This is a genomic window from Pseudomonas chlororaphis (assembly GCF_001921865.1).
GTDB lineage: Bacteria > Pseudomonadota > Gammaproteobacteria > Pseudomonadales > Pseudomonadaceae > Aquipseudomonas > Aquipseudomonas chlororaphis_D.
In genome coordinates, this window is the sequence record NZ_MSCT01000010.1 from 74,332 (window position 1) to 97,613 (window position 23,282).

General features: G+C 66.1%; 21 protein-coding genes and 1 pseudogene. 15 read left to right on the forward strand and 7 right to left on the reverse strand.

The annotated features are described in order from the left end of the window. Positions 1 to 286 precede the first annotated feature (286 nt). From BTN82_RS12780 to fabV, 4 genes are all read left to right on the forward strand, one after another. A complete protein-coding gene (locus BTN82_RS12780; RefSeq protein ID WP_075119475.1) occupies positions 287 to 2,857 on the forward strand; it encodes an EAL domain-containing protein in 2,571 nt (856 codons plus the stop codon). 365 nt (positions 2,858 to 3,222) lie between these two features. Then, positions 3,223 to 4,809, forward strand: coding sequence for an amino acid permease (locus BTN82_RS12785; protein WP_075119476.1), 1,587 nt, complete (start codon positions 3,223 to 3,225; stop codon positions 4,807 to 4,809). Positions 4,810 to 4,812: 3 nt separating this feature from the next. Beyond that, on the forward strand, positions 4,813 to 6,102 hold the full coding sequence (locus tag BTN82_RS12790) for an NAD(P)/FAD-dependent oxidoreductase (protein WP_075119477.1): 1,290 nt from the start codon (positions 4,813 to 4,815) through the stop codon (positions 6,100 to 6,102). Between the two features lie 209 nt (positions 6,103 to 6,311). Further along, a complete protein-coding gene (gene fabV / locus BTN82_RS12795; protein WP_075119478.1) occupies positions 6,312 to 7,508 on the forward strand; it encodes an enoyl-ACP reductase FabV in 1,197 nt (398 codons plus the stop codon). A 57-nt stretch (positions 7,509 to 7,565) separates the two neighbouring features. On the opposite strand, the gene BTN82_RS12800 is transcribed toward fabV, so the two are convergent. Beyond that, positions 7,566 to 8,006, reverse strand: coding sequence for a hotdog fold domain-containing protein (locus BTN82_RS12800; protein WP_075119479.1), 441 nt, complete (start codon positions 8,004 to 8,006; stop codon positions 7,566 to 7,568). Positions 8,007 to 8,156: 150 nt separating this feature from the next. Between BTN82_RS12800 and BTN82_RS12805 the strand changes: the two genes are divergently transcribed. The 6 genes from BTN82_RS12805 (at position 8,157) to BTN82_RS12830 (ending at position 14,703) form a co-directional block, all read left to right on the forward strand. After that, positions 8,157 to 8,780 (forward strand): TetR/AcrR family transcriptional regulator, encoded by a 624-nt coding sequence (locus BTN82_RS12805; RefSeq protein ID WP_075119480.1) that lies wholly within the window; start codon positions 8,157 to 8,159, stop codon positions 8,778 to 8,780. A 34-nt stretch (positions 8,781 to 8,814) separates the two neighbouring features. After that, a complete protein-coding gene (locus BTN82_RS12810; RefSeq protein WP_075119481.1) occupies positions 8,815 to 9,681 on the forward strand; it encodes an NUDIX domain-containing protein in 867 nt (288 codons plus the stop codon). Between the two features lie 177 nt (positions 9,682 to 9,858). Then, entirely contained in the window at positions 9,859 to 12,429 is a 2,571-nt protein-coding gene (locus BTN82_RS12815; RefSeq protein WP_075119482.1) for an EAL domain-containing protein, read from the forward strand. Positions 12,430 to 12,612: 183 nt separating this feature from the next. Continuing rightward, positions 12,613 to 13,008, forward strand: coding sequence for an EF-hand domain-containing protein (locus BTN82_RS12820; RefSeq protein ID WP_075119483.1), 396 nt, complete (start codon positions 12,613 to 12,615; stop codon positions 13,006 to 13,008). Positions 13,009 to 13,070: 62 nt separating this feature from the next. Further along, complete coding sequence (locus BTN82_RS12825; protein WP_075119484.1) at positions 13,071 to 13,949, forward strand: DUF692 domain-containing protein; 879 nt, start codon at positions 13,071 to 13,073, stop codon at positions 13,947 to 13,949. Continuing rightward, complete coding sequence (locus BTN82_RS12830) at positions 13,942 to 14,703, forward strand: DUF2063 domain-containing protein (RefSeq protein ID WP_075119485.1); 762 nt, start codon at positions 13,942 to 13,944, stop codon at positions 14,701 to 14,703. Before BTN82_RS12825 ends, BTN82_RS12830 begins: the two co-directional genes overlap by 8 nt. Positions 14,704 to 15,181: 478 nt before the next feature. Here the strand turns inward: BTN82_RS12830 and BTN82_RS12835 are convergent, their stop codons facing one another. From BTN82_RS12835 to BTN82_RS12850, 4 genes are all read right to left on the reverse strand, one after another. Further along, positions 15,182 to 15,721, reverse strand: a complete 540-nt coding sequence (locus BTN82_RS12835; RefSeq protein WP_075119486.1) for a DoxX family protein — start codon at positions 15,719 to 15,721, stop codon at positions 15,182 to 15,184. Between the two features lie 194 nt (positions 15,722 to 15,915). After that, positions 15,916 to 16,563, reverse strand: coding sequence for a hypothetical protein (locus BTN82_RS12840; protein WP_075119487.1), 648 nt, complete (start codon positions 16,561 to 16,563; stop codon positions 15,916 to 15,918). A 116-nt stretch (positions 16,564 to 16,679) separates the two neighbouring features. Continuing rightward, positions 16,680 to 18,002, reverse strand: coding sequence for an ATP-binding protein (locus BTN82_RS12845; RefSeq protein ID WP_075119488.1), 1,323 nt, complete (start codon positions 18,000 to 18,002; stop codon positions 16,680 to 16,682). Beyond that, positions 17,999 to 18,739: a response regulator gene (locus BTN82_RS12850; protein WP_075119489.1), complete on the reverse strand. Its 741-nt coding sequence runs from the start codon at positions 18,737 to 18,739 to the stop codon at positions 17,999 to 18,001. Before BTN82_RS12850 ends, BTN82_RS12845 begins: the two co-directional genes overlap by 4 nt. 299 nt (positions 18,740 to 19,038) lie before the next feature. Between BTN82_RS12850 and BTN82_RS12855 the strand changes: the two genes are divergently transcribed. Then, a complete protein-coding gene (locus BTN82_RS12855) occupies positions 19,039 to 19,302 on the forward strand; it encodes a DUF2790 domain-containing protein (protein WP_075119490.1) in 264 nt (87 codons plus the stop codon). Positions 19,303 to 19,379: 77 nt separating this feature from the next. After that, positions 19,380 to 20,600 carry a cytochrome c biogenesis protein DipZ gene (locus BTN82_RS12860; protein ID WP_075119491.1) on the forward strand — a complete coding sequence of 407 codons (1,221 nt, stop codon included), beginning with the start codon at positions 19,380 to 19,382 and terminating at the stop codon, positions 20,598 to 20,600. A gap of 183 nt (positions 20,601 to 20,783) precedes the next feature. On the opposite strand, the gene BTN82_RS12865 is transcribed toward BTN82_RS12860, so the two are convergent. Both BTN82_RS12865 and BTN82_RS12870 read right to left on the reverse strand, forming a co-directional pair. Further along, on the reverse strand, positions 20,784 to 21,095 hold the full coding sequence (locus BTN82_RS12865) for an AzlD domain-containing protein (protein WP_186828394.1): 312 nt from the start codon (positions 21,093 to 21,095) through the stop codon (positions 20,784 to 20,786). Next, positions 21,095 to 21,793, reverse strand: a complete 699-nt coding sequence (locus tag BTN82_RS12870) for an AzlC family ABC transporter permease (protein WP_075119493.1) — start codon at positions 21,791 to 21,793, stop codon at positions 21,095 to 21,097. The genes BTN82_RS12865 and BTN82_RS12870 overlap by 1 nt, the downstream gene beginning before the upstream one ends. Positions 21,794 to 22,285: 492 nt before the next feature. Between BTN82_RS12870 and BTN82_RS12875 the strand changes: the two genes are divergently transcribed. The 3 genes and pseudogenes from BTN82_RS12875 (at position 22,286) to BTN82_RS31085 (ending at position 23,277) form a co-directional block, all read left to right on the forward strand. Next, positions 22,286 to 22,942 carry a ribonuclease T2 family protein gene (locus BTN82_RS12875; RefSeq protein ID WP_075119494.1) on the forward strand — a complete coding sequence of 219 codons (657 nt, stop codon included), beginning with the start codon at positions 22,286 to 22,288 and terminating at the stop codon, positions 22,940 to 22,942. Positions 22,943 to 23,024: 82 nt separating this feature from the next. Then, a pseudogene (locus tag BTN82_RS31530) lies at positions 23,025 to 23,141 on the forward strand (pyridoxal-5'-phosphate-dependent protein subunit beta); the annotation flags it as partial. A 4-nt stretch (positions 23,142 to 23,145) separates the two neighbouring features. Continuing rightward, complete coding sequence (locus BTN82_RS31085; RefSeq protein WP_261792976.1) at positions 23,146 to 23,277, forward strand: hypothetical protein; 132 nt, start codon at positions 23,146 to 23,148, stop codon at positions 23,275 to 23,277. Positions 23,278 to 23,282 lie beyond the last annotated feature (5 nt).

Here is a 23,282-nt window from a genome sequence, read left to right on the forward strand (position 1 = left end):
CGTGAGCGACACGGCGGCCGACGACTCTGGGGTGTGTTTAGGTTGTGACACCGTTCGCACGCTTTTCCAGAAGACTGTCACTTCGAGGCTATTCTGTAGGTTCAGGCCGCGACAGCGAAACGCCCTGTGGGCGTGCCGGCGGCTTGCTGTCCTGCCCGTCCGGGCAAGTGTGGGTTTTGCGTACGCGCGCATCAGTTTCGGCTGTGCTTTCGAGGAACGGTCCCTCCGGCTCCGAGGGCTCTGGGTGGCGCTTCACCGGTTGTCAGGGAGGAGGACGGGTGAGGGCATGCATGAAGTGGCAGCAATGGAGACGAGAGTCGGATTGACCACCGGCGAAGAAGCGGCGGACTTTTTCGTTCAAACCCTGGAACAGGCCATCGATGCGGTGGTGATCGTCGACGAGCGCAATCGCGTGGTGTTTTTCAATGCTGCGGCCGAGCGCTTGTGGGGCTGTTCGCGGCGCGAGGTGCTGGGCAGCGAGGCCGGCGCGCTGGTGCCGGTTGCCATCCGTTCCCGGCCCGCCGTTTCCGCGGCGCACCGCCAGGCCGGGGCCAACGGCGGCAGTCGCGACGTGCCGATCGCCCGCAAGGACGGCGAAGAGCGCTGGGGCGCGCTGTCGGTGTCGAAAATCACCTTGCAGGGCCGGGTTCTCTACGCCGCCTTTCTCAAGGACGTGACCCAGACCCGGCTGCGGGATAGCGAGCACCGCTTGCTGTCGATGTCGGTCAACGCCACCCGCTCGGCCACCTGCATCGTCGCTGCCGACGGTCGGCTGACCTACGTCAACGACGGGCTGATCCGCTTGCTCGGCTATTCGCGCGAGGAGGTGCTGGGGCACTCGCCGCGGATGTTCTTCGTGCTCGACAACCCGCTGGAGACCGGGGCCGACGAAGAGGAGCTGGCGCGCATCCTCAGCGGCCAGCCCCACGAAACCTGTGCCCTGGTCAGCAAGCGCAACGGCCAGCGGCTGTGGGTGCAGCTGTGCTCGGCACCGGTGTTCGACAGCGCCGGGCGGGTCGACAACATCGTTATCGTGCTCACCGACATCACCCGTTCCAAGCTGCACGAGGTGCTGCAAGACAAGGTCATCGGCGCCTTGCTGCAAGAGCAGTCCCTGGAAAGCGTGTTGACGCTGTTGTGCCGGGAAATCGAGCGCCTGGCGCCGGAGGTCATCGTCTCGGTGCTCAGCGTGGACCCGCACGGGCTGCTGCACCCCTTGGCCAGCCCGGGGCTGCCGGCCGACTATTCCCGGGCCATCGAAGGCCTGTCGATCGGGCCCGCCGCCGGCTCCTGCGGCACCGCGGCCTATCGCGGCGAGCCGGTGCTGGTCACCGATATCAATACCGACCCGCTGTGGGCCGACTATCGCCTGCTGGCGCAGCAGGTCGGGGTGCGAGCCTGCTGGTCGATCCCGGTGCGCAACAGCGTCGGCCGGGTCAGCGCGACCTTTGCCCTGTATTTTCGCGAGAGCCGCGAGCCCGACACCACCCACGCCCACCTGATCACCGCCGGCACCCACCTGTGCATGCTGGCGCTGGAGCGCGAAGAGGCGCGCCAGTCGATTCGCCAGATGGCGTTCTACGATGCCCTGACCGGCTTGCCCAATCGCAGTTTCCTGCTGGCCCAGGCCAACCGCAGCATCGCCGAGGTGGCCCGGGAGCAGGGCGAGCTGGCGGTGCTGTTCGTCGACCTGGATCGCTTCAAGCAGGTCAACGATGCCCTCGGGCACGCCTCGGGCGACGAGTTGCTGCAACTCATGGCGCAACGGCTGCGCAGCGTGGTGCACGAGGCGGGCATCGTCGGGCGGCTGTCGGGCGACGAGTTCGTGCTGGTGCTGCCGCGGATGAACGCCCTTCAGGTCACGACCTTTCTCGAACGCCTGCTGCAGGCCCTGAGCGTGCCGGCCGAGATCGCCGGCACCGCCGTGGTGCTCTCGGCCAGCATCGGCATCAGCATGTTTCCCTGCGACGGTCAGGACATGGAAAGCCTGCTGCATTGCGCGGATATCGCCATGTACCAGGCCAAGCGCGCCCAGCGCGGCAGCTTCCGGTTTTTCCTCGAGGACATGAACCGGATCGCCCAGCATCGCCTGCTGCTGGAGAGCGCGTTGCGCCAGGCCCTGGCCAGCGACGGCCTGCACCTGGTCTATCAGCCGCAGATCGACCTGCATACCGCCCGGCTGGTCGGGGTCGAGGCCCTGGCGCGCTGGGAGCATCCGTGCCTGGGCAGCATCTCGCCCACCCATTTCATCGCCCTGGCCGAAGAGTGCGGGCTGATCAACGACCTCAGCCAGTGGGTGTTGCGCGAGGCCTGCGAGCAACTGGCGCGCTGGCGCCGTTCGGGCATCGGCGTGCCGTCGATGTCGATCAACCTGTCGCCGCTGAATTTCCAGAACCTCAACCTGGCACCGCTGATCGCCCGTCAGTTGCACGCCAGCGACTTGCAGCCGGCGGACCTCTGCGTGGAGGTGACGGAGGGCGTTTTCCTCTGCGACAGCCCCTGCACCGAGCAGACCATCCGCGACCTGCATGCCCTGGGCGTGCGCCTGGCCATCGACGATTTCGGCACCGGCTATTCCAGCCTGGGCTACCTGCGGCGGCTGCCGATCAGCGAACTGAAACTGGACAAGAGTTTTGTCGACGACCTGGAGCACGACGCCTCCTGCCGGGCCTTGAGCGAAGCGGTGATCGGCATCGGCAAGGGGCTTTCCCTGCGGGTGGTCGCCGAGGGCGTCGAGGATGGGCAGCAGCGCGATATCCTGCGGGCGCAGGGCTATGACGTGGGGCAGGGCTACCTGTTTTCCATGCCGTTGTCGGCGCGGACGTTCGGCCAGTGGTTCGCCGGCTGGCACGGCTAGCCGCGCATTTTGGAAGCCCCTGTAGGCGCGAGGCTTGCCCGCGATCACCACTGCCAGAACACCGCCCTTATTCACCTCTGATTCAACCGAAGAACTTGTAGGAAAAACTATCTTTCACCGCCGAAAACTAATTAAACCTGACGGGTTTTTAGTTATAAGTTGTCAGTTTCTGATGTTCTATTAGTGTGTCGAATTGTTCAAAGTTGTAACTTGCGGCGTATTCCCTGAGTGACTGATGTGATGCGGGAAAATCATTTGTCAGGGGTATTTTTGTGGGCTTAAGTGGGGGCAGGAACATCATCCAGGGACACCGCCAGGCAACTTGAATCAGGCACTGGCGGTTTAAATATAATAAGAAGGTCACCATGACAGACATCAGGAAAGTGCCGGCCGCGTGCGAGGCCACGGGCGATTTTCACCACGCTGAAACCGCCGGCGGGCTGAAAAGAACCCTGACCCCGCGACACCTGAACATGATCGCCATCGGCGGCTGCATCGGCACCGGGCTGTTCGTCGCCTCGGGCTCGACCATCGCCCAGTCGGGGCCGGGCGGGGCGCTGCTGGCCTTCGTGGTCATCGGCCTGATGGTGTTCTTCCTGATGACCAGCCTCGGCGAACTCGCGGCCTGCATGCCGGTCACCGGTTCGTTTTCAACCTATGCCGCGAAGTACGTCGACCCCAGTTTCGGTTTCGCCCTGGGGTGGAACTATTGGTATTCCTGGGCGGTGACGATCGCGGTCGATCTGGTGGCCGCGCAGATCATCATGGCTTATTGGTTTCCCGATGTACCGGGTTATATCTGGAGCGGGATTTTCCTGTTGATCATCGCGGGGCTCAATATGGCCTCGGTGCGTTTGTTCGGCGAAGCCGAATATTGGTTCTCGCTGATTAAAGTCATCACCATCGTGTTGTTTATCGCGGTCGGCATACTGATGTTGTTCGGCATCCTCAGCGGTGGCGAACAGGCCGGCCCCAGGCTCTGGGCGATCGGCGACGCGCCGGTGGTCGGCGGCCTGGGGGCGCTGGTCGGGGTGGCGATGGTGGTGGGTTTCTCGTTCCAGGGCACCGAGTTCGTCGGCATCGCCGCGGGCGAGACCCGCGACCCGGGGAAGAACGTGCCGCGCGCGGTGCGGCAGATCTTCTGGCGGATCCTGCTGTTCTACGTGCTGACCATCCTGATCATCGGCCTGTTGATTCCCTACAACGACCCGAGCCTGCTGCGCAACGGGGTGTCGGATATCCGGGTCAGCCCCTTCACCCTGATCTTCGAGCGGGCCGACATGCTCGGCGCGGCCGCGGTGATGAACGCGGTGATCCTGACCTCGGTGCTGTCGGCCGGCAACTCCGGCATGTACGCCTCGTCGCGGATGCTCTACAGCCTGGCCCTGGAGGGCAAGGCGCCGGCGATCTTCGCCCGCCTGAGCCGCTCCGGCACCCCGCGCTGGGCGCTGCTGGCGACCGCCACGGTGGCCGGCCTGTGCTTCCTGACCTTTATTTTCAGCCCGGGGCAGATCTACAACTGGCTGCTCAACACCTCGGGCATGCTCGGCTTCATCGCCTGGCTGGGCATCGCGGTCAGCCACTACCGCTTTCGCCGCGGTTATGTGCACCAGGGCAACGACCTGGGCCACCTGCCTTATGTGTCGAAGTTCTTTCCGTTCGGGCCGATTTTCGCCTTTGTCCTGTGCCTGTGCGTCACCCTCGGGCAAAACTACCAGGCACTGCTGGGGGACTCGATCGACTGGGCCGGGCTGACCGCCACCTACGTTGGCCTGGCGTTGTTCCTGGTCATCTGGCTGGCGCACAAGCTCGTCAGCCGTTCCAGGTTCGTCCGGCTCGACCAGATGAGCTTCTCGACGATTCGCAGCCGCTTCGAAAACGACCGGCAGGCGGACGCGCCGGCTGCACGCAGCAGGCATTCTCAAGCCCGAATGACTCAGGTACGGAGCTAAGCGATGAGCGGCGATTTTCTCGAAAGCTACTACCAGGCCACGGTCGAAAAGACCGCCTACCCACGGCTCTCCGGGCGGGTCCAGGCCCGGGTGTGCATCCTCGGCGGCGGCCTGGCCGGGCTCAGCACCGCGTTGGGCCTGGCTGAGCGTGGCGTGACCGACGTGGTGGTCCTCGAATCCCACACCGTGGGGCACGGCGCCTCGGGGCGCAACGGCGGTTTCGTGTTCGGCGGCTACTGCCTGGGCAATGCCCAGCTGTACAAGGCCCTGGGCCGCGACGAAGCGCGGCGCCTCTACCGGCTGACCATCGACGCGGTCGAGCTGATCCGCCAGCGCGCCCGCCGATACGCCATCCCGTGCGACCTGGTGGATGAGGGCGTGTTGCTGGCCAACTGGTTCAACGACCCGATGCGCCTGGAGAAACCCCGGCAGTTGATGAAAGAAGTCTACGGCGTCGACTGGGCGCCCGTGGCGGCCGGCGAGCTGCGGGAGAAGCTCAAGACCGAGCGTTATTTCGGCGCGCTGCTGGAGCGCAACGCCTTTCACTTTCACCCGCTCAAGTACGTCTACGGCGTGGCGGCGGCGATTGCCGGCCACGGCATTCACATCCACGAGCAATCGGCGGCCCTGGCCATCGAGCGGCGGGGTACGACGTTCCTGGTCAAGACCGCGGGCGGCGAAGTCGAGGCCGAGCAACTGGTTTTCGCCGCGGGCGGTTATGCCCGCGGGCTGTACCGCCCGGTCGAGCGGGCGACGCTGCCGATCGCCACCTATGTGGTCGCGACCGAACCGTTGGGGGACCGGCTCAAGGACGCCATCGCTTGCGACTCGGCGATCTACGACACCCGCTTCGCCTTCGACTATTACCGCCCGCTGGCCGACAGCCGGATCCTCTGGGGCGGGCGCATTTCCATTCTCGACCGCGGCCCGCAGGCGATTGCCGGCTTGCTCAAGGCCGACCTGCTGACGGTCTACCCGCAACTGGCGGGCGTGCAGATCGACTACGCCTGGGGCGGGCTGATGAGCTACGGCCGCCAGCAGATGGCGCAGATCGGCCAGGACGACCACGGCGTCTGGCATGCGGTGGGCTTCGGCGGCCACGGCATGGCCCCGACCACCGTGGCCGGGGAGGTGCTGGCGGACGCCATCGCCAAGGCCATCCCGATTCCCGGGGGCTTCGGCAAGTTCGGCCTGGTGCCGACCTACGGCATGGCCGGCCTGGTCGCGGCCCAGGCGACCTACACCGCCTACCAGGCGCTGGACGCCTACGATGCGCGGCGGTTGAACACATGATCCCGGTGTCTCCCTGAACCCGGCATCTGTGGGCCGATGTCAGCGTTTTCTGGCCCAAACCCCCGAATGAATTTATGCTGGCGGGCAAATTTGCACCCCTTGAAAACCCAAGGCGTGACGCGCGGGCGTTCCGAGCGTCTACGACTTGAACAAGTGACGCTGCTGCAGCCTGTATGGGCGCTTGGCATATTGAAATTGGGAGATTGTGTATGGTCATCAAACCCCGCGTTCGCGGCTTTATCTGTGTGACGACCCACCCGGTCGGTTGCGAAGCCAACGTCAAGCAACAGATCGACTACGTCACCGAACAAGGCGCCATCGACGCTGGGCCCAAGAACGTACTGGTCCTCGGCGCTTCCACCGGCTACGGCCTGGCCGCGCGGATCACCGCCGCCTTCGGCTGCGGCGCCAACACCCTGGGCGTGTTCTTCGAGCGCGGCAGTGTCGACGGCAAGCTCGGCACCGCCGGCTGGTACAACACCGCGGCCTTCCATAAGTTCGCCGAAGAAAAGGGCCTGTACGCCAAGAGCATCAACGGCGACGCCTTCTCCGACGAAGTGAAGCGCCAGACCATCGAAACCATCAAGCGCGACCTGGGCAAGATCGACCTGGTGGTCTACAGCCTGGCCGCGCCGCGCCGCACCCACCCGAAAACCGGCGAAGTCCTGAGTTCCACGCTCAAGCCGCTGGGCAAGTCGGTGACCCTGCGCGGTGTCGACACCGACAAGGAAATCGTCAAGGAAACCACCCTGCAGCCTGCCACCCAGGAAGAAATCGACGGCACCGTGGCCGTGATGGGCGGCGAAGACTGGCAGATGTGGATCGACGCGCTGCATGAAGCCGGCGTGCTGGCCGAAGGCGCGAAGACCACCGCCTTCACCTACCTGGGCGAGAAGCTGACCCACGACATCTACTGGAACGGTTCCATCGGCGAAGCCAAGAAGGACCTGGACCAGAAAGTCATCGGCATCCGCAATGAACTGTCGGACCTGGGCGGAGACGCGCGGGTTTCGGTGCTCAAGGCCGTGGTCACCCAGGCCAGCTCGGCGATCCCGATCATGCCGCTGTACCTGTCGCTGCTGTTCAAGGTGATGAAGGAGCAGGGCGTCCACGAAGGTTGCATCGAGCAGGTCTACGGCCTGTACAAGGACAGCCTGTACAACCCGAACCCGATCCTCGACCAGGAAGGCCGCCTGCGCGCCGACTACAAGGAACTGGAACCTGCCATCCAGGACCGCGTGAAGCAGCTGTGGGATGAAGTCACCAGCGAAAACCTCTACCAGCTGACCGACTTCGCCGGCTACAAGCAGGAGTTCCTGCGCCTGTTCGGTTTCGAGATCGCCGGCGTCGACTACGAAGCCGATGTCGATCCGGACGTGAAGATCGCCAACCTGATCCAGGTGTAAGCGAGCTTATCGCGTCATCGCCAACGCCCCTCCGATGAGGGGCGTTGTCGTTTCTGCTCAGGCGGTTTTCACGTTCATGGTGATGCGCGCGCTGAACACCTTCTTGTCTTCTTCATCGAAGATGTCCACCGCGACCAGTTTGTCGCCGCTGCTGTTCCAGTCCACCGCGCTACCGTCGGCCACCGCGTACACCGAGGTCTTGGCCTTGGCCAGGTATTCCACGCTCATGCCCTTGGGAATCCAGCGCGCGCCGGCCGGGATCGACACGTCGGTCATCACCCCGGCCGCCAGCTCGGCGGCGTTGCACAGGGCGATGGCGTGCACCGTGCCCAGATGGTTGGTGATGTCCTTGCGAAACGGTACGCGGACCAGCGCATGGCCTGCGCTCAGTTCGGCGATCAGCGGATCGATGGTGCTGAAGTAGGGCGCCATCTGGCAGGCCATCTGGGTGAATTTTTCCGGACCGGCGGCGCTGAACATGCTGAGAACCTGACTCATGGTGGGTTTCCTCTGGGACCGATGAAGTTAAATACAGAATATTATTCTGTAAAAGAACAATATTCTGGCAAAGGAAAACCTGTCAAGCTGGCCGCGTTTTGAACGGCGGGCGCTCGCGCCCGGTTTGCGGATTTCGTCGTGTGATCGGATATGGACTCTCTCGAGCTGCTTGAACGCTGTTACCCGGGCCGTCGCGCCGAGCTCAAACGGGTGATCCTGCAACAGGCCCTGGCGTGCTTTAACGAACAGGGCATCGAAGCCACCACCATCGAAATGATTCGCGCGGCCTGCGACACCAGCGTCGGCGCGATCTATCACCATTTCGGCAACAAGGAAGGGTTGGTGGCCGCGCTGTTCTTCGCCGCGCTGGACGACCAGGCCGGCCTGCGCGAGCGCTACCTGGCCGCGGCCGCCACCCTGGAGCAAGGGGTACGGGCGCTGGTGCACAGTTATGTGGATTGGGTGGACGCCCAGCCCGAGTGGGCGCGGTTCCAGTTCCAGGCGCGTTACGCGCTGGCCAAGGGGCCGTTCGGCGAAGAGCTGGCCAGCCGCAACAAGGCCCGCAACCGCCTGCTCCGCGAATGGTTGGCGCGGCATATCCAGGGCGAGGCATGGCAGCAGGTGCCTGTCGAGTTGCTGCCGTCGCTGATCGTCGGGCAAGCGGAAAGCTATTGCCGCTCCTGGCTCTCGGGCCGGGTGCGCAGCCGCCCCGCGACCTACCGCGAACAACTGGCCAATGCCGCCTGGCATTCGATCTGCGCCAGCCAGGGCTGAACCGCTGCGCGACCCCGACCTTAGGAGGACTTCCATGCCACCCGCACCCGTACGCATCACCGCCGAGGAACTGCTCTCGGACAACTGGTACCTGCTGAAAAAATACAGCTTCGACCTGCAACGCCGCGACGGCAGCTGGCAGGCGCAGAGCCGTGAGGTCTACGACCGCGGCAACGGCGCCACCATCCTGCTGTACAACCGCGAGCGGCGCACGGTGTTGCTGATCCGCCAGTTCCGCATGCCGACCTATGTCAACGACTACCCCGGCTACCTGATCGAAACCGCCGCCGGCCTGCTGGACGATGCCAGCCCGGAGCAGCGCATCCGCCAGGAAGCCGAGGAAGAAACCGGCTACCGCGTGGGCCGGATCGAGAAGGTCTATGAAGCCTTCATGAGCCCAGGCTCGGTCACCGAGCGCCTGCATTTTTTCATTGGCGAATATTCCCCCGACGACCGCATCGGCGACGGCGGCGGCCTGGAGGAAGAGGGCGAGGATATCGAGGTGCTGGAGCTCGGTTACCAGGAGGCACTGGCGATGGTGCGCCACGGCGAGATCGTCGACGGCAAGACCATCATGCTCCTGCAGTACCTGGAGTTGCGCCTGTTGGCGCCGCGGCGCCTGACGGTGCTGGTGGCGGGCCTCGACGCTGCCGATCCGGCGCTGCACGACTGCGCCGCGCGGCTGCTGGCGGCCGGGCATGTGCCGCTGCTGGCGCCCTGGCTGGCCCCTGGTAGCGACGTGTCGCGCCAACAGGTGCAAGGCTGCGACGCGGTGTTGCGCCTTGCCGGGCCTGGCGCCGACGCCGACCGGTTGGAGGCCCTGGGCCGGCAACTGGGCTTGCCGGTCTACCGGACGCTGGAGGAGATCCCGGCCCGGGTGGGCGCCGCGATGCCTGCCTGAGGACCGCCGCCGTCGTTACCGCCGAGGGCCGGTCCGCTGTCTTCGGCGGACTTTCTGTGCATCAATCCGGAAGGCGCGGGAAAAACTGTCTATCTTCAAGGGGCAAGCCTGGGCGTCATCCAAGAGCCTGTTCATTCACGATAGCGCGGTGTGCGTCGTGCCAGCCGCTGGAGCCTTATGGAAAATCTTGGCGTCGATCCGTCATCTGTCACCCGGCCCCGCTCTTCCAACCTGTCGCTGGCCCGTGCCTCGCTGCTGGGCTGCTCGGCGCTGCTGCTGTCGATCTTCCTGCTGGTGGCGATGCTGCTGGTGTTCATCGCCCACGACCAGAACCACGAAGCCGAGGCGCACAGCCGTTTCGACGCCGAGAATGCCTTGCAGAGTTTCGAGCGGCTCAGCCGCAAGACCATCAAGGACTACGCCTTCTGGGGCGACGCCTACCAGCACCTGCACCTGACGGTCGATACCGACTGGGCGTTCGTGCGGCAGAACCTGGGGCCCACGCTGTTCAGCGACCTGGGGTACCAGGGGGTGTTCGTGGTCGACCCGACCGACCGCACGGTGTACTCGGTGGTCTACGGCCAACTGCGGACGGTCACGTTGCAGGGCTGGCTCAACCGTTCGATGAGCGCGCTGATCGCCCAGGCCCGGCAGGGCGCCGACAGCGCCAGCGCGGTCAGCACGTTCGTCGACATGGACGGCGCCCCGGCCCTGGTAGCCGCCGCGGCGTTGAGCCCCGGCACCGACCCGGACGTGCAGCGGGACCAGCGTCCGCCGTCGGTGCTGTTGTTCGTTGCCCGGTTCGATCCGGCCCGGCTCGCCACATTGGGGCGCGACTACGGCGTCGATCAACTGCGCGTGGCGGCCACCGGCGCCGAGGCGACGGTCTTTCCCAGGATGACCCTGGCCGACGACGCCGTGGCGGTGCAATGGACCCCGGAGCGTCCGGGCGACCGCTTGCTGGTGCTGGTGTTGCCGCTGCTGGCCTGCGCCGGGCTGGTGTTCGGCCTGATGAGTTGGTTCATCCTGCGCCGGACCACCGCCGCGGCACGGGTCATGGACGCCAACCACGCCTCGCTGGCCGCCAGCCGCTCGGCGCTGGCGGCCAGCGAGGAGCGTTTTCGCGACGTCGCCGAAGCGTCTTCGGACTGGATCTGGGAGGTCGACGAGCAGCTGCATTTCACCTACCTGTCGGAGCGCTTCGAGGTGGTCACCGGGCTGTCGCGGGAGCGCTGCCTGGGCCGGCCGCTGGACGAGATCCTGAGTTCCGAGCAGAGCGCCTTGTCCACCTGGTTCAAGGGCCATGCGCGGCGCGCCAATGCGGTGCTGCAATGCAATTACCAGTCCGGCGACGGGCAGGCGCGGGTCTGTCGGCTGTCGGTGCGCGAGATGGAAGGGCGCGGCTATCGCGGCACGGCCACCGACATCACCGAAGAAGTCGAGGCGCGCCGGCGCATCGAATACCTGTCGCATCATGATGCCCTGACTGGCCTGGCCAACCGCACGCGCATGCAGGAATTCCTCGACGGCAAGCTCAAGGCCACGCCGACCCTGGAGGCGCCGCTGGTGATGCTCAGCGTCGACCTCGACCGCTTCAAACCGGTCAACGATCTGCTCGGGCATGCGGCGGGCGATCAGGTGCTGAACGAGGTGTCCCAGCGTCTGGCGGGTTGCCTGCGCGACGACGATCTGGTGGCGCGTATCGGCGGCGACGAATTCGTGCTGGTGGTGGCCGGCATGGCCTCGCAGCAGGAGGTGGAAAACCTCTGCCGGCGCCTGATCGACTGCATCGAGTTGCCGTTCTATATCGCCGAACATGAAGTGTTCATCAGCGCCAGTATCGGCATCGCCATGGCCCCGGCCGACGCGACCCTGGCCGAGGAGCTGCTGCGCTACGCCGATATCGCCCTGTACGAGGCCAAGGAAGCGGGGCGCAATACCTGGCGTTTCTACGCCGGCGACATGAACGCGCGCATCGTCGAGCGCCGGCAACTGGAAAGCGACTTGCGCCTGGCCATCAAGCAGGACCAGTTGCGCCTGCACTTCCAGCCGCGTTATCGCCTGCAGGGCAAGCAACTGGCGGGGGCCGAGGCGCTGGTGCGCTGGCAGCACCCGCAGCGTGGCTTGCTGGGGCCCGAGCTGTTCATCCCGATTGCCGAGGAAACCGGGCTGATCCTGCCGCTGAGCAACTGGGTGCTGCACACGGCCTGTCGGGTAGCGGCCAGTTGGCCGGACGGGGTGGTGGTGTCGGTCAACCTGTCGTCCACCGAGTTCCAGCGCGGGCACCTGGTGGCGCGGGTCAAGGCGGCGCTGACCGAAACCGGCCTGGACCCGGCGCGGCTGGAACTGGAGTTGACCGAAAGCGTGATGCTCGACGACGCCGAGGGCGCGCTGGGCATCATGCAGAGCCTCAAGGCCTTGGGCGTGCGCTTGCTGATGGACGACTTCGGCACCGGTTATTCGTCCCTGAGCTACCTGCGTTCGTTCCCCTTCGACGGGCTGAAGATCGACCGCAGTTTCGTCGGCGGCCTGACCGCCAGCGGCGGCGACCATTCGATCATCCAGGCCATCGTCGGCCTCGGGCGGGCGCTGTCCCTGACCGTGACCGCCGAGGGCGTCGAGACCCACGATCAGTTCAGCGCCTTGCGCGACGTGCAGTGCGACGAGGCCCAGGGTTTCTACCTGAGCGAGCCGATGGACGCCCAGGCCATCGCGCAACTGCTGCGGCGTTCCGCCGATCCTTCCTGAATGCCGGGCCGTTGCGTATCAGACTGTGTATCGGCCCGGCATTGATACATCTGCTGGTCCTGGTCGCGGTTTCGCACACAGCCCGGATACACCCCGAGGATTAACTACGCCCACTCGCCAGCCCCGACGACGTCGTGGGGGCCGATGGCGGGAATCGTCAGTCAATCCGAAAGGGGTATCGATATGTTCAAACTCTCCAACGTGTCCAACGTCGCGCTCGGCCTGGCGCTGGTCGGCGGCCTGGGCCTGTCCACCGGCGCTTCGGCGCTGAGCATGACCGAGCTGTCCCAGGGCTACACCCTGGCCGCGGCCGACGGGGCGAAAAGCGCCACCGAAGGCAAGTGCGGCGAAGACAAGTTCGCCAAGACCGACAGCAATCACGATGGCAAGGTGTCCCGCGAGGAGTTCGTGGCCGCCGCTCCGGAACGGGCCGCCGAGTTCGACAAGATCGACGCCAACCACGATGGCGGCATCAGCCTCAACGAGGCCAAGCAGTACCTGTCGGCCAAAGCCGCCAAGGCCGGTTCGGCCGAAGGCAAATGCGGCGAAGGCAAGTGCGGCGCGGCGATCGAGTCCTGATCGACGCTGGCGGGGAGCACCGGGTGCTCCCCGATTTTCCCGGGATTATCAGGAGAGCGCCCATGCCATCCCCCGTTATTTCCAGCCAGGCCCCACGGTTGCCGGTTTCGGTCACTGTGGGGCTCGGCTTGCGTCGGGCCTTGCTCGACACCCTGAATACGGCGCCTGCGGGCGCTTTCGACTTTCTGGAACTGGCGCCGGAAAACTGGATCGGCATCGGCGGCGCCCAGGGCGCCGCGTTGCGCGCCATCGCCGAGCGCTACCCGCTGAGCTGCCACGGGTTGTCCTTGTCCCTCGGCGGTCCCGCGCCGCTGGATTTGGTCTTCCTGGGGGAGGTCCGGCAATTCCTCGAGCGTTTCCAGGTGCCGCTGTACAGCGAACACCTGAGCTACTGCGGCGACGACGGCCACCTCTACGACCTGCTGCCGCTGCCGTTCACCGAGGAGGCGGTGCGCCATGTCGCGACGCGCATCCGCCAGGCCCAGGAGGTGCTGGGGCGGCGGCTGGCGGTGGAAAACGTCTCGTACTACGCGGCGCCGCGCCAGGACATGGACGAGCTGGCTTTCACCCGCGCGGTACTGGCCGAGGCCGATTGCGACCTGTTGCTGGACGTCAACAACCTCTACGTCAATTCGGTGAACCACGGTTTCGACCCCCGGGCGTTTCTCGCCGGCCTGCCGCCCGAGCGAGTGGTGGCGATGCATGTGGCCGGGCATTACGACGAGTCCGACAGCCTGAAGATCGACACCCACGGCGCGCCGGTCAAACCGATGGTCTGGGGGCTGCTGGCGCGGGCCTATGAGTTGTTCGGCGTGCGGCCGACGCTGCTGGAGCGGGACTTCAACTTCCCGCCGTTCGCCGAGCTGCTGGGCGAGTTGGGCCGTATTCGCCACTTGCAGAGCGCTGCCGTCGGGGCAGCGGGGCGGCTGGCCCATGGTTAAGTCGGCGGTGGCCCTCGCGGCCCAGCAGCAGGCGTTGACCGCTTACCTGCGCGACCCCGAACACTGTGCGCCGCCGGCCGGAATGGACCCGGCGCGGGCCCGGGTTTACCGCGAGCTGGTGTTCGACAATCTGCGTTCGTTGCTCGGCAGCACCTTCCCGGTCGTGCGCTCGATACTCGGCGAGCCGGACTGGTGCCGGCTGCTGCGGATCTTTCTGCGCGAGCACCGCTGCGCCACGCCGAAGTTCGGCGAGATCGCCGGCGAGTTCGTCGCCTGGATGGCTTCGGCGCCGGCCGCGTTGCAGGACGGCGGATGGCCGGCTTTCATGGTCGAACTGAGCCATTACGAGTGGATCGAAATGGCCCTGCAACAGGCCGAGGCCGAGCCGCTGCCGGCCAGCGATCTGCAGCTGCTATGGTATCGCCCGCTGCGCCTGTCGCCCCTGGCCTGGCCGCTGGCGTACGCCTGGCCGGTGCAGCGCCTGGGCCCGGCCTGGCAACCCACCACCCCGGGAGAGGCGCCGACCCTGCTGCTGATCCGCCGCGACGCCGACTACCGCGTGCGCTTCTGCGAACTCAGCCCTTTGGCCTGGCGCCTGTTGCAGCGCCTTGCAACGTTTCCCCGGTTACCCGGCCGCGACCAGCTGCAAGGCCTGGCCCTGGAAGCGCGCGTCGACGACCTCGACACCTTTCTCGCCAACGGCCTGAACCTGCTGCGACAGATGCACGGCCAGGGCGTTATTGGCCCCGTGTAGTCGCTGGCGCAGCCTGCGCCCGGCGGCGAAGCCGTCGTAAAACCTGTGTTCGCGATCTTGCTGATACACCGCGTTGCCTGGCTTGGCGGCCGCTGCGCAGCCGTTCGCAGGCTGCGCCAGCGGCTACAGGGTGCGTGGTGGCTGGAGGGGTGGGTGTTGGCGATATTTCTGTGTGGATGCTATTCCCCAAACGCTACCGTCCTGCTCTGTGTAGCCGCTGGCGCAGCCTGCGCCCGGCGGCGAAGCCGTCGTAAAACCTGTGTTCGCGATCTTGTTGATACACCGTGCTGCCTGGCTTGGCGGCCGCTGCGCAGCCGTGCGCAGGCTGCGCCAGCGGCTACAGGGTGCGTGGTGGCTGGAGGGGTGGGTGGTTGGCGATATTTTCGTATGAACGCTATTCCCCAAACGCTACCGTCCTGCTCTGTGTAGCCGCTGGCGCAGCCTGCGCCCGGCGGCGAAGCCGTCGTAAAGCCTGTGTTCACGATCTTGCGGATACACCGTGTTGTTCTGTTTGGCGGCCGCTGCGCAGGCGTCCAAGCAGGGCGTCGAGGCTGAGTTTGCCCGGGCCCTGGAGCAGCAGTGGCAACAGCGTCGCGAGGTAGATCGCCGGCAGCTTGAAGTTGCCGTGGCCTTTGTTGCTGATGGCGTAGCCCTGAGCCAGTTCGCTCAGGCTCGACCATTCGGCGGGCCAGTGCACCGCGGCGGTGGCGACCAGGGTGACGACGATCAGCACCAGCGCGGCGCAGCGTGTGCCCAGGCCCAGCAGCAACGCCAGGGCGCCCAGCAATTCGGCCCACATCGACAGTTGCCAGTTCAGGCTGGCGGGCAGTTGGTCGAAGGGAAACGGGAAGGCGGCCTGGATCTCCTGGAACCAGTTTTCGCCGTACCATTTCTCCAGGCCCGACTCGAAGAATTCCCAGGCTAGAAATACCCGCAGGCTAAGGAACGCGACCCAGGGGGCGCTGCGTTCGAGTTGGCGTTGCAGCCCGGCGAAGGCGGAGGAAAGGGTGAGGATCATTGGGGTGGATCTCCTATGCATAGTGGGAACGTGCAAGAACCGCGCTGCTTGTGTAGCCGCTGCCGAGCCCGCGAGGCTGGGAACGGCAACGTAGTTGCCGCAAAACCTGAACGCACGGTCTGCCTGAAGCACAGCAGCGCCTGGTTTGGCGCCCGCTACGCGGTCGATCGCAGCCTGCGGCAGCGGCTACAGGGTCAGCGTGTATTGAGGGCTTGGCGTTGCCGACGCTTGTTGGCCTGGGCCAGCTTGCCCAGCAGGTTGAGCGCCATGGCCGCGCCGGTGATGGCGAAGGGCAGCGCATACCAGGCGCTCAGCGGAATGCGCTTGAAGTTGGAGTAGGCGAAGATCGCCGCGAGCACCCACATGCCGGTGGTGTGCAGGCGTTTCCAGGCGCGACGGCCGAGCAGCGCCGCCGGGCCTTTGAACGAGGTCAGTGCCAGCAGCAGGATAAACAGGTAACCGACGGACCCCGGCAGATTGCCCAGGGCGCTGCGGCCGGGCCAGAACTGCGGGTTCAACTGGCCGTAGCGGTAGATCAGCAGCGCGTGTACCAGGTGCGAGAAGGCGAACGCCAGGCCGATATAACGCCGTTCGCGGACCAGGGCCTGGCCCAACGCCTGGACCCGCGGCGAGGGCAGCAGCACAGCCCAGGCCGACGCCGTGAAGGCCAGCAGGAACAGCACGAAGGACGAGCGCGCGGTGGCGCGAATGGCGCTGCGTGTGGCTTCGACCAGGTTCGGTTCGAGCAGCAGGATCAGCGCGCTCATCAACAGTACGGCGACGGCCAGCAGGCTGAACAGCCGCCAGCCGTGCAAAGGCGAGGGGAGGGTTTGAGTGGTCATCACAGGCTCCTTGGGTTGGGGCGCCGTCAGCGCGGCGCGTCCCGGGAGTCTTGCAAGGCGGTGTATACCGGCTGTGTCGGCAAAGGCCGGTTATGTATGCCTGTGTAGCGAGCGGCTCAGAGACTGGCCTGGCTGCCGCTCACCAGGATCAGCTCGGCGCACAGGCCGCCGCCTTCGCGGTTGCTCAGGCGCAGCGAGCCGCCCAGGGCCACCGCTAGCTGCTGGGCGATGGCCAGCCCCAGGCCGGTGCCGCCGGTGTCGCGGTTGCGCGAGCTTTCCACCCGATAGAACGGCTTGAGCACTTCCGCGAGTTGCTCCTCGCTGATCCCCGGGCCGCGGTCCAGGACCTTGATCGACAGGCGATTGTCGGTGTCGGCCCGGACCTCGATCCGCGCCGCGCCGGAGAACTTCAGCGCGTTGTCCACCAGGTTCACCAGGACCCGGCGCAAGGCGTGGGGGCGGGTGTCGATCAGCGCGCCGTTCTTGCCCGCCAGTTCCACATCCTGGCCGGTGTCCTGGTAGTCGAACACCAGGCTGTCGAGGAAGGCGTCGAGGGCGATCCGGCAGCTGGCCTCGGTGGCGCCGTGGATGCTGCGGGCATAGGCAACGCCCTCGCGCACCAGGTGCTCCATTTCGCTGAGGTCGTTCCACAGCTTGTCTTTCTCGACGGAGTCGTCCATGAACTCGGCGCGCAGCTTCATGCGGGTGATCGGCGTCTGCAGGTCGTGGGAGATCGCCGCCAGCAGTTGCATGCGTTCCTTGAGGTAGGCGCCGATCCGCGCCTGCATGGCGTTGAAGGCCCTGGCCGCGTGCACCACTTCGGTCGGGCCTTTCTCGTCCAGCCGCACGCCGTGGGTGTTGGGGTCGAGGCTGTCCACGGCCTGGGCCAGCCGGGTCAGCGGGCGCACGGCGACGCGCACCGCCAGCCAGGCGCAGAGGATCAACAGCAGCAGTTGCCCCAGCAGCACCACCGGCAACCAGGGCGACATCGGCATCATCGCCGGGCGCACGTCGAGGGTCAGCGGGCTGCCGTCGGCCAGTTGCAAGTGGGCCTGATAGTGCTGGCGCGGCCCGGGAATGGTGCTGAAGGCCAGGCGGTAGTCGGCGCCGATGGCGGTCCTGATGGCGTTCACCGAGACCGGCACGTCGTCGGCGGCCATGGGCTGCCCGGGTTCGCCGGGGCCCAGCAGGTAGCCATAGTTGCGCCGTTGCAGGCGCGGCAGCCAGGCGGCGCGCTCGGCGGCGGGCAGGCGGTCGAGGATGGCGACGGAGGTCGAGACGTCGCTTTCCAGGTTGCCGAGCATGGTCATCTTCGCGCTCTGGTAACGCTCGTAGGACTGCGCGGCGAACGACAGGCCCTGGGCCAACGCCAGGCCGATCAGGAAGATCAGCGACAGCCGCGAGGCGAGGGTCCGCGGCCAACGCAGCGCGAGCTTCATGGCTTGGCCTCGAGGATTTCCACCGGCAGCGAGAACACATAGCCCTCGCTGCGCACGGTCTTGATGTAGGCCGGCTCGCGGGCGTCGTCCAGCAGGCGCTGGCGCAGGCGGCTGACCAGCAGGTCGATGGAACGGTCGAACAGGTCGGCGTCGCGGCCCTGGGTCAGGTTGAGCAACTGGTCGCGGTTGAGCACCCGTTGCGGGTGGTCGAGAAACACCCGCAGCAACCGGTATTCGGCGCCGCTCAGGGCCACCAGGGTGCCGTCCTGGTCCAGCAGGTGGCGCGCGGTGGTGTCCAGGCGCCAGCGGCCGAAACCCAGCAGGCGTCCGCTTTCGCTGACGATCAGGTTCGGCGGCAGCATGCGCGTGCGCCGCAGCACGGCGTTGATCCGCGCCAGCAGTTCGCGGGCGGCGAACGGCTTGACCAGGTAATCGTCGGCGCCCATTTCCAGGCCGATGATGCGGTCGGTCTCGTCGTTGCGCGCCGTGAGCATCAGCACCGGCGTGGCCTTGTGCTTGCTGGCGCGCAGTTCGCGGCACAGCAGCAGGCCGTCGTCGCCGGGCAGCATGATGTCGAGCACGATCAGGTCCACCGGGGTGGTTTCGAGGAAGCTGCGCATCTGCCGGCCGTCGGCCACCACCGTGGTGCGCAGGCCGTTCTTCTTCAGGTAGTTGCCTACCAGCTCTCTGATCTCGCGGTCGTCATCGACGATCAGGACGTGATCGACATGGTCCATGGGGTGCTGCCTCTGTCATTGGCTTGTGCTGCCTAGTCTATCGGGCTCGACGGGGCTTGCCTGCGCGGCTTTGTATTGCAGTGTATCCGGCGCCGTGTTGCACACACGGCGATGCAAAGCCGCCGGGGGTTCCACGGTTTTGTATCGCTCTGTATCCCCGGGCGGCGCTGATACGCAGGCAGACAGCCAGGGCGGTTTGCCGACACAAGCGCGATACCTCGCACGCTTTCAATGGGTTCCATCGAGGCGCCACCACCGGCCTCGGCACCCAAACCCATCATCGCTCCGAGGAAACCCTCATGAAACGCACCGCCCTCTACGCCGCCTGCCTGTTCGCCGCGCTGAACATCTGCACCCTGTCGGCCCGTGCCGAAAGCACCGTGCAGGCCCAGACCTACCGCTACGGCACTCACCTGGATATCCAGAAAGTCCTGTCGATGACCGAAGACCCCCAGCCGACCTGTGGCGTGGTCAATGCACGCATGACCTACCTCGATTCCCAGGGCCGCACCCAAGTCCTGGATTACCGCAAGTTCGCCAACGACTGTAACGACGGCAGCTGAACGCACTCCTTGTCATACGACCTTTTCCTCTCAAGGCCCGCCGTCGATGGCGGGCCGGACCGATCACAGGTGATGCCATGCTGCTCATTGCTTTTCTCGGCGGGGTGCTGACCATCCTCAGCCCCTGCATCCTTCCGGTGGTGCCGTTCCTGTTCGCCCGGGCCGACCGTTCCCGCGGCTCGTTGCTGCTGACGCTGGGCGGCATGGCGCTGACCTTCGCCCTGGTGTCGAGCCTGGCGGTGGTCGGCAGCGAGTGGGTCGCGCGGGCCAACGGCATCGGGCGCCAGTTGGCTCTGGCGGTGCTGGTGCTGTTTGCCTTGTCACTGATGTTCGCCCGCGTCGGTCACTGGCTGGCGCGGCCCTGGGTGAGCCTGGGCAATCGCCTGGACGGCCTGCGCCTGGCGCGGGCGCGGCAGTTGTCCGCGCCGCTGACGGCATTGTTGCTGGGGGTGGCCACTGGGTTGCTCTGGGCGCCCTGCGCCGGGCCGATTCTCGGGGTGATCCTGACCGGCGCCATGCTGCAAGGGGCCAGTGCCCAGACCAGCCTGTTACTGCTGGTTTATGGCCTGGGCAGCGCCTTGTCCCTGGGGCTGCTGATCGTTGCTGGAAGAGGGCTGGTGAACCGCCTCAAACCGTCCCTGCCGGCCACTGCCTGGCTGCGTCGCGCCGCCGGTTGCCTGGTATTGCTGGCGGTGGTGGCGATCGGCAGCGGGCTCGACAACCGCCTGCTGGCCAACGCTTCGGTCCAGGGCGGCACAGTCATCGAGCAGGGGCTGCTGCGCAGCGTGCCCAAGGCCCTGGACTACCTGATCGACAAGGCCGGCGCGGCGTCCGCCGAAGCCTTGCCGGCCCAGGGGCCGATGCCGGCGTTGAGCGGCGCGGTGCAATGGCTGAACTCGCCGCCGCTGGACGCCGAGGCCCTGCGCGGCAAAGTGGTGCTGGTGGATTTCTGGACCTATGACTGCATCAACTGCCGGCACAGCCTGCCGTATGTGAACGCCTGGGCGAAGCAATACGCCAAGGACGGGCTGGTGGTGATCGGCGTGCACACCCCGGAGTACGCCTTCGAGAAGGTCATCGACAACGTCAAGGAGCAGGTGCGCAAACTGGATATCGCCTACCCGGTGGCCATCGACAACGACTATGCGATCTGGCGGGCCTTCGACAACCAGTACTGGCCGGCCCACTACTTCATCGACGCCCGCGGCCAGGTGCGCTACAGCCACTTCGGCGAAGGCGGCTATGGGGCCCAGGAGCAGGTGATCGAGCAATTGCTGCAAGAAGCCAAGGCGCCGTGAGCGGAACCCCACGCATCGGCGGCTACCCCTCTGCAGGCGCGAGCCTGCTCGCGAAGCGCCGGATCAGACACACCGCGCCGCGGCGATCGCCAGCAAGCTGGCTCCTACAGGAAAGCGCCCCGCGTATGCCCCTGTAGGCGCGAGCTTGCTCGCGATAGCGGTCTATCCGGCCTGCCGCAACTTCTACAACCACCACCGCAGCAGGAAAAAGAACGCCATGCTCAGCAGCATGCTGAGCAGGGTGTTGCGGGTGTAGATCACCAGGGCGATGGCCACCAGCGAGCTGATCAGGTAGGGGTTGTCGTAGGCCAGGTTCAACTGGTGCTCGGGCATGAACACGATCGGCCCGCAGATCGCGGTGAGCATGCCGGGCACGGCAAACCCCAGGAACTGCCGGGCATTGCTGCTCAGGCGCACCGGCAGGCGCGGTTCGAGAAACACGTAGCGGTTGAGGAACACCAGCAACCCCATGCCGACAATCACTGCCCAGACCATCATGTGCGCCCCCGGTAGAACTTGTTGCAGAGAAAACCCGCGGTCATGCCCAACAGGCCCGACAGCACCAGGGCCGAGCCCCATTGCCAGTAACTCAGCAGCACCGAGCAGAACAGCGACACCGCCACGCAGACCAGGGTCGGCACGTTGCGCACCAACGGAGTGATCAGGGCGATAAAGGTCGCGGCGATGGAAAAGTCCAGGCCCAGGTGCTCGAGCCCGGGAATCGCGCGGCCGAGGACGATGCCGGCGAGGGTGAACAGGTTCCAGGCGATGTAGAACGTCAGGCCCACACCCAGGGCGTACCAGCGGTCGAACTGCTGCTTGTCGTGCTGGCTGGTCAGGGCGAACAGCTCGTCGGTGAGCAGAAAGCCCAGGCCCACCCGCCAGCGCCCGGGCAGGGGCGAGATCACCGAGCGCAGGCTCATGCCGTACAGCAGGTGCTGGGACGTCAGCAGCAGGGTCGTGAGCAGGATCGAGAAGATTCCCGCGCCGCCCTTGAGCATGCCGATCGCCACCAGTTGCGCGGCGCCGGCGAAGACGATGCTCGACAAACCCTGGCCTTGCAGGGGCGTGAGATTGGCCTCGATGGCCATGGAACCGGCCAGCAGGCCCCAGGGCGCGGTGGCCAGGGACAACGGCATGATGGCGACGGCGCCGCGCAGGAACGCGGCGCGGGGGAGAAGAACGCTGGACATGACAGCCTGCAATCAAAGAGCGGAAACCGACTGTGCCAGCCCGCGCCGGGAATGGCTTGAACAATCTTGCGCACTTGCGGCCAATCGCTGGCCGCGCCGTGGTGTGCCCGAGACGACGCCATCGCGAGCAAGCTGCGCTCCTACAGGATCGGCGCCTGCCGCGAATGTGCATCCACCACAAAACCTGTAGGAGCCAGCTTGCTGGCGATGGCTTCAGCGCGGAGTGCCTGATACGACGCTATCGCGAGCAAGCTGCGCTCCTACAGGATCGGTGCCTGCCGCGAATGTGCATCCACCGCAAAACCTGTAGGAGCCAGCTTGCTGGCGATGGTCGCGGCGCGGTGTGCCTGACACAATGCGTGGCCGGCAGCTCCCGCGAGGGGCGGCTTGTCATGTTCCTGCAACAGCCCCGTGCCAAGAAGGTGTTCTGGCCGATCCCAGCCAGGTCACTATCGGGCTGTTCACTAACCGCCCATCCCAAGGAGAGGGTTCATGAGAAAGATGTTTGCAACCGCGGCGCTGGCCGCGCTGATGATCTGCACCGTCGGTGTCAGCCAGGCACGGGAGGCGCGGCAGCAGCGCGAATCGGTCGCCGGGGTGTTCGACTACTACCTGTTGTCGCTGTCCTGGTCGCCGACCTTCTGCCTGACCCACCCGGAAAACGAGCAGTGTTCCGGCAAGGGCTACGGCTTTGTCCTGCATGGCCTGTGGCCGCAATACGCCAAGGGTGGCTGGCCGGAGTCCTGCCCGCCGTTGACCCCGCTCACCGCCGAACAGCGGGCCAAGGGCCTGACCCTGTTCCCCACCGCCAAGCTGCTGGAGCACGAGTGGAGCAAGCACGGCACCTGCAGCGGGCTGGGCGCCACGGCTTACCTGGAAGCCTCCGACCAGGCCCTGGGCACGGTGAAGATTCCCCAGGCGCTGGAGCCTTCGACCACCGTGCGCTACTTCGAGGCGCGGGAGATCGAGCAACTGTTCCGCCAGGCCAACCCGGGCATTCCCGACAAGGGCGTCGCCGTGTTGTGCAGCGGCCCCGAACTCTCCGAAGTGCGGGTCTGCCTGGACAAGAACCTGGGCTTCGGCGCCTGCGGCAAGGACGTGCGCACCCAGTGCCGCAAAGGCGATATCCGCGTGCCACCGATCCGCTGACCCGAGACCGGACAGGGGGGGAGCGCACGGGCCGGCGCCAGTCTCTCGGGTGTGAAGAGCGCCGTCTTGCGAGGCATCCATGATGCTGCATATCCGCCGCCCCCCGATCCTGCATCCCGGCTTGTCCACGGCCAGCCGGCGCATCTGGCTCAAGCTGGAAAACCTGCAACCCAGCGGCTCGTTCAAGATCCGCGACCTGCGGCGTGTCGCTGGCGGTGGCCTGCCTCGATCACCCGGCCATCGCCGCCGCCTGCGACGTGGTGATAGTGGTGTGCGGCGGCGTCAGCATCAGCGCGCGCCAGGTGGCGGACTGGAACGCGTCGCTGCCAGGCTGAAACCG

Coding starts and splice junctions, on each gene's coding strand:
- BTN82_RS12790 (WP_075119477.1), top strand. CDS start 4,813: ATGAGCGGCGATTTTCTCGAAAGCTACTACCAGGCCACGGTCGAAAAG.
- BTN82_RS12820 (WP_075119483.1), top strand. CDS start 12,613: ATGTTCAAACTCTCCAACGTGTCCAACGTCGCGCTCGGCCTGGCGCTG.
- BTN82_RS12840 (WP_075119487.1), bottom strand. CDS start 16,563: ATGACCACTCAAACCCTCCCCTCGCCTTTGCACGGCTGGCGGCTGTTC.
- BTN82_RS12825 (WP_075119484.1), top strand. CDS start 13,071: ATGCCATCCCCCGTTATTTCCAGCCAGGCCCCACGGTTGCCGGTTTCG.
- BTN82_RS12860 (WP_075119491.1), top strand. CDS start 19,380: ATGCTGCTCATTGCTTTTCTCGGCGGGGTGCTGACCATCCTCAGCCCC.
- BTN82_RS12845 (WP_075119488.1), bottom strand. CDS start 18,002: ATGAAGCTCGCGCTGCGTTGGCCGCGGACCCTCGCCTCGCGGCTGTCG.
- BTN82_RS12810 (WP_075119481.1), top strand. CDS start 8,815: ATGCCACCCGCACCCGTACGCATCACCGCCGAGGAACTGCTCTCGGAC.
- fabV (WP_075119478.1), top strand. CDS start 6,312: ATGGTCATCAAACCCCGCGTTCGCGGCTTTATCTGTGTGACGACCCAC.
- BTN82_RS12835 (WP_075119486.1), bottom strand. CDS start 15,721: ATGATCCTCACCCTTTCCTCCGCCTTCGCCGGGCTGCAACGCCAACTC.
- BTN82_RS12830 (WP_075119485.1), top strand. CDS start 13,942: ATGGTTAAGTCGGCGGTGGCCCTCGCGGCCCAGCAGCAGGCGTTGACC.
- BTN82_RS12870 (WP_075119493.1), bottom strand. CDS start 21,793: ATGTCCAGCGTTCTTCTCCCCCGCGCCGCGTTCCTGCGCGGCGCCGTC.
- BTN82_RS12785 (WP_075119476.1), top strand. CDS start 3,223: ATGACAGACATCAGGAAAGTGCCGGCCGCGTGCGAGGCCACGGGCGAT.
- BTN82_RS12855 (WP_075119490.1), top strand. CDS start 19,039: ATGAAACGCACCGCCCTCTACGCCGCCTGCCTGTTCGCCGCGCTGAAC.
- BTN82_RS12805 (WP_075119480.1), top strand. CDS start 8,157: ATGGACTCTCTCGAGCTGCTTGAACGCTGTTACCCGGGCCGTCGCGCC.
- BTN82_RS12875 (WP_075119494.1), top strand. CDS start 22,286: ATGAGAAAGATGTTTGCAACCGCGGCGCTGGCCGCGCTGATGATCTGC.
- BTN82_RS12850 (WP_075119489.1), bottom strand. CDS start 18,739: ATGGACCATGTCGATCACGTCCTGATCGTCGATGACGACCGCGAGATC.
- BTN82_RS12865 (WP_186828394.1), bottom strand. CDS start 21,095: ATGGTCTGGGCAGTGATTGTCGGCATGGGGTTGCTGGTGTTCCTCAAC.
- BTN82_RS12800 (WP_075119479.1), bottom strand. CDS start 8,006: ATGAGTCAGGTTCTCAGCATGTTCAGCGCCGCCGGTCCGGAAAAATTC.
- BTN82_RS12780 (WP_075119475.1), top strand. CDS start 287: ATGCATGAAGTGGCAGCAATGGAGACGAGAGTCGGATTGACCACCGGC.
- BTN82_RS12815 (WP_075119482.1), top strand. CDS start 9,859: ATGGAAAATCTTGGCGTCGATCCGTCATCTGTCACCCGGCCCCGCTCT.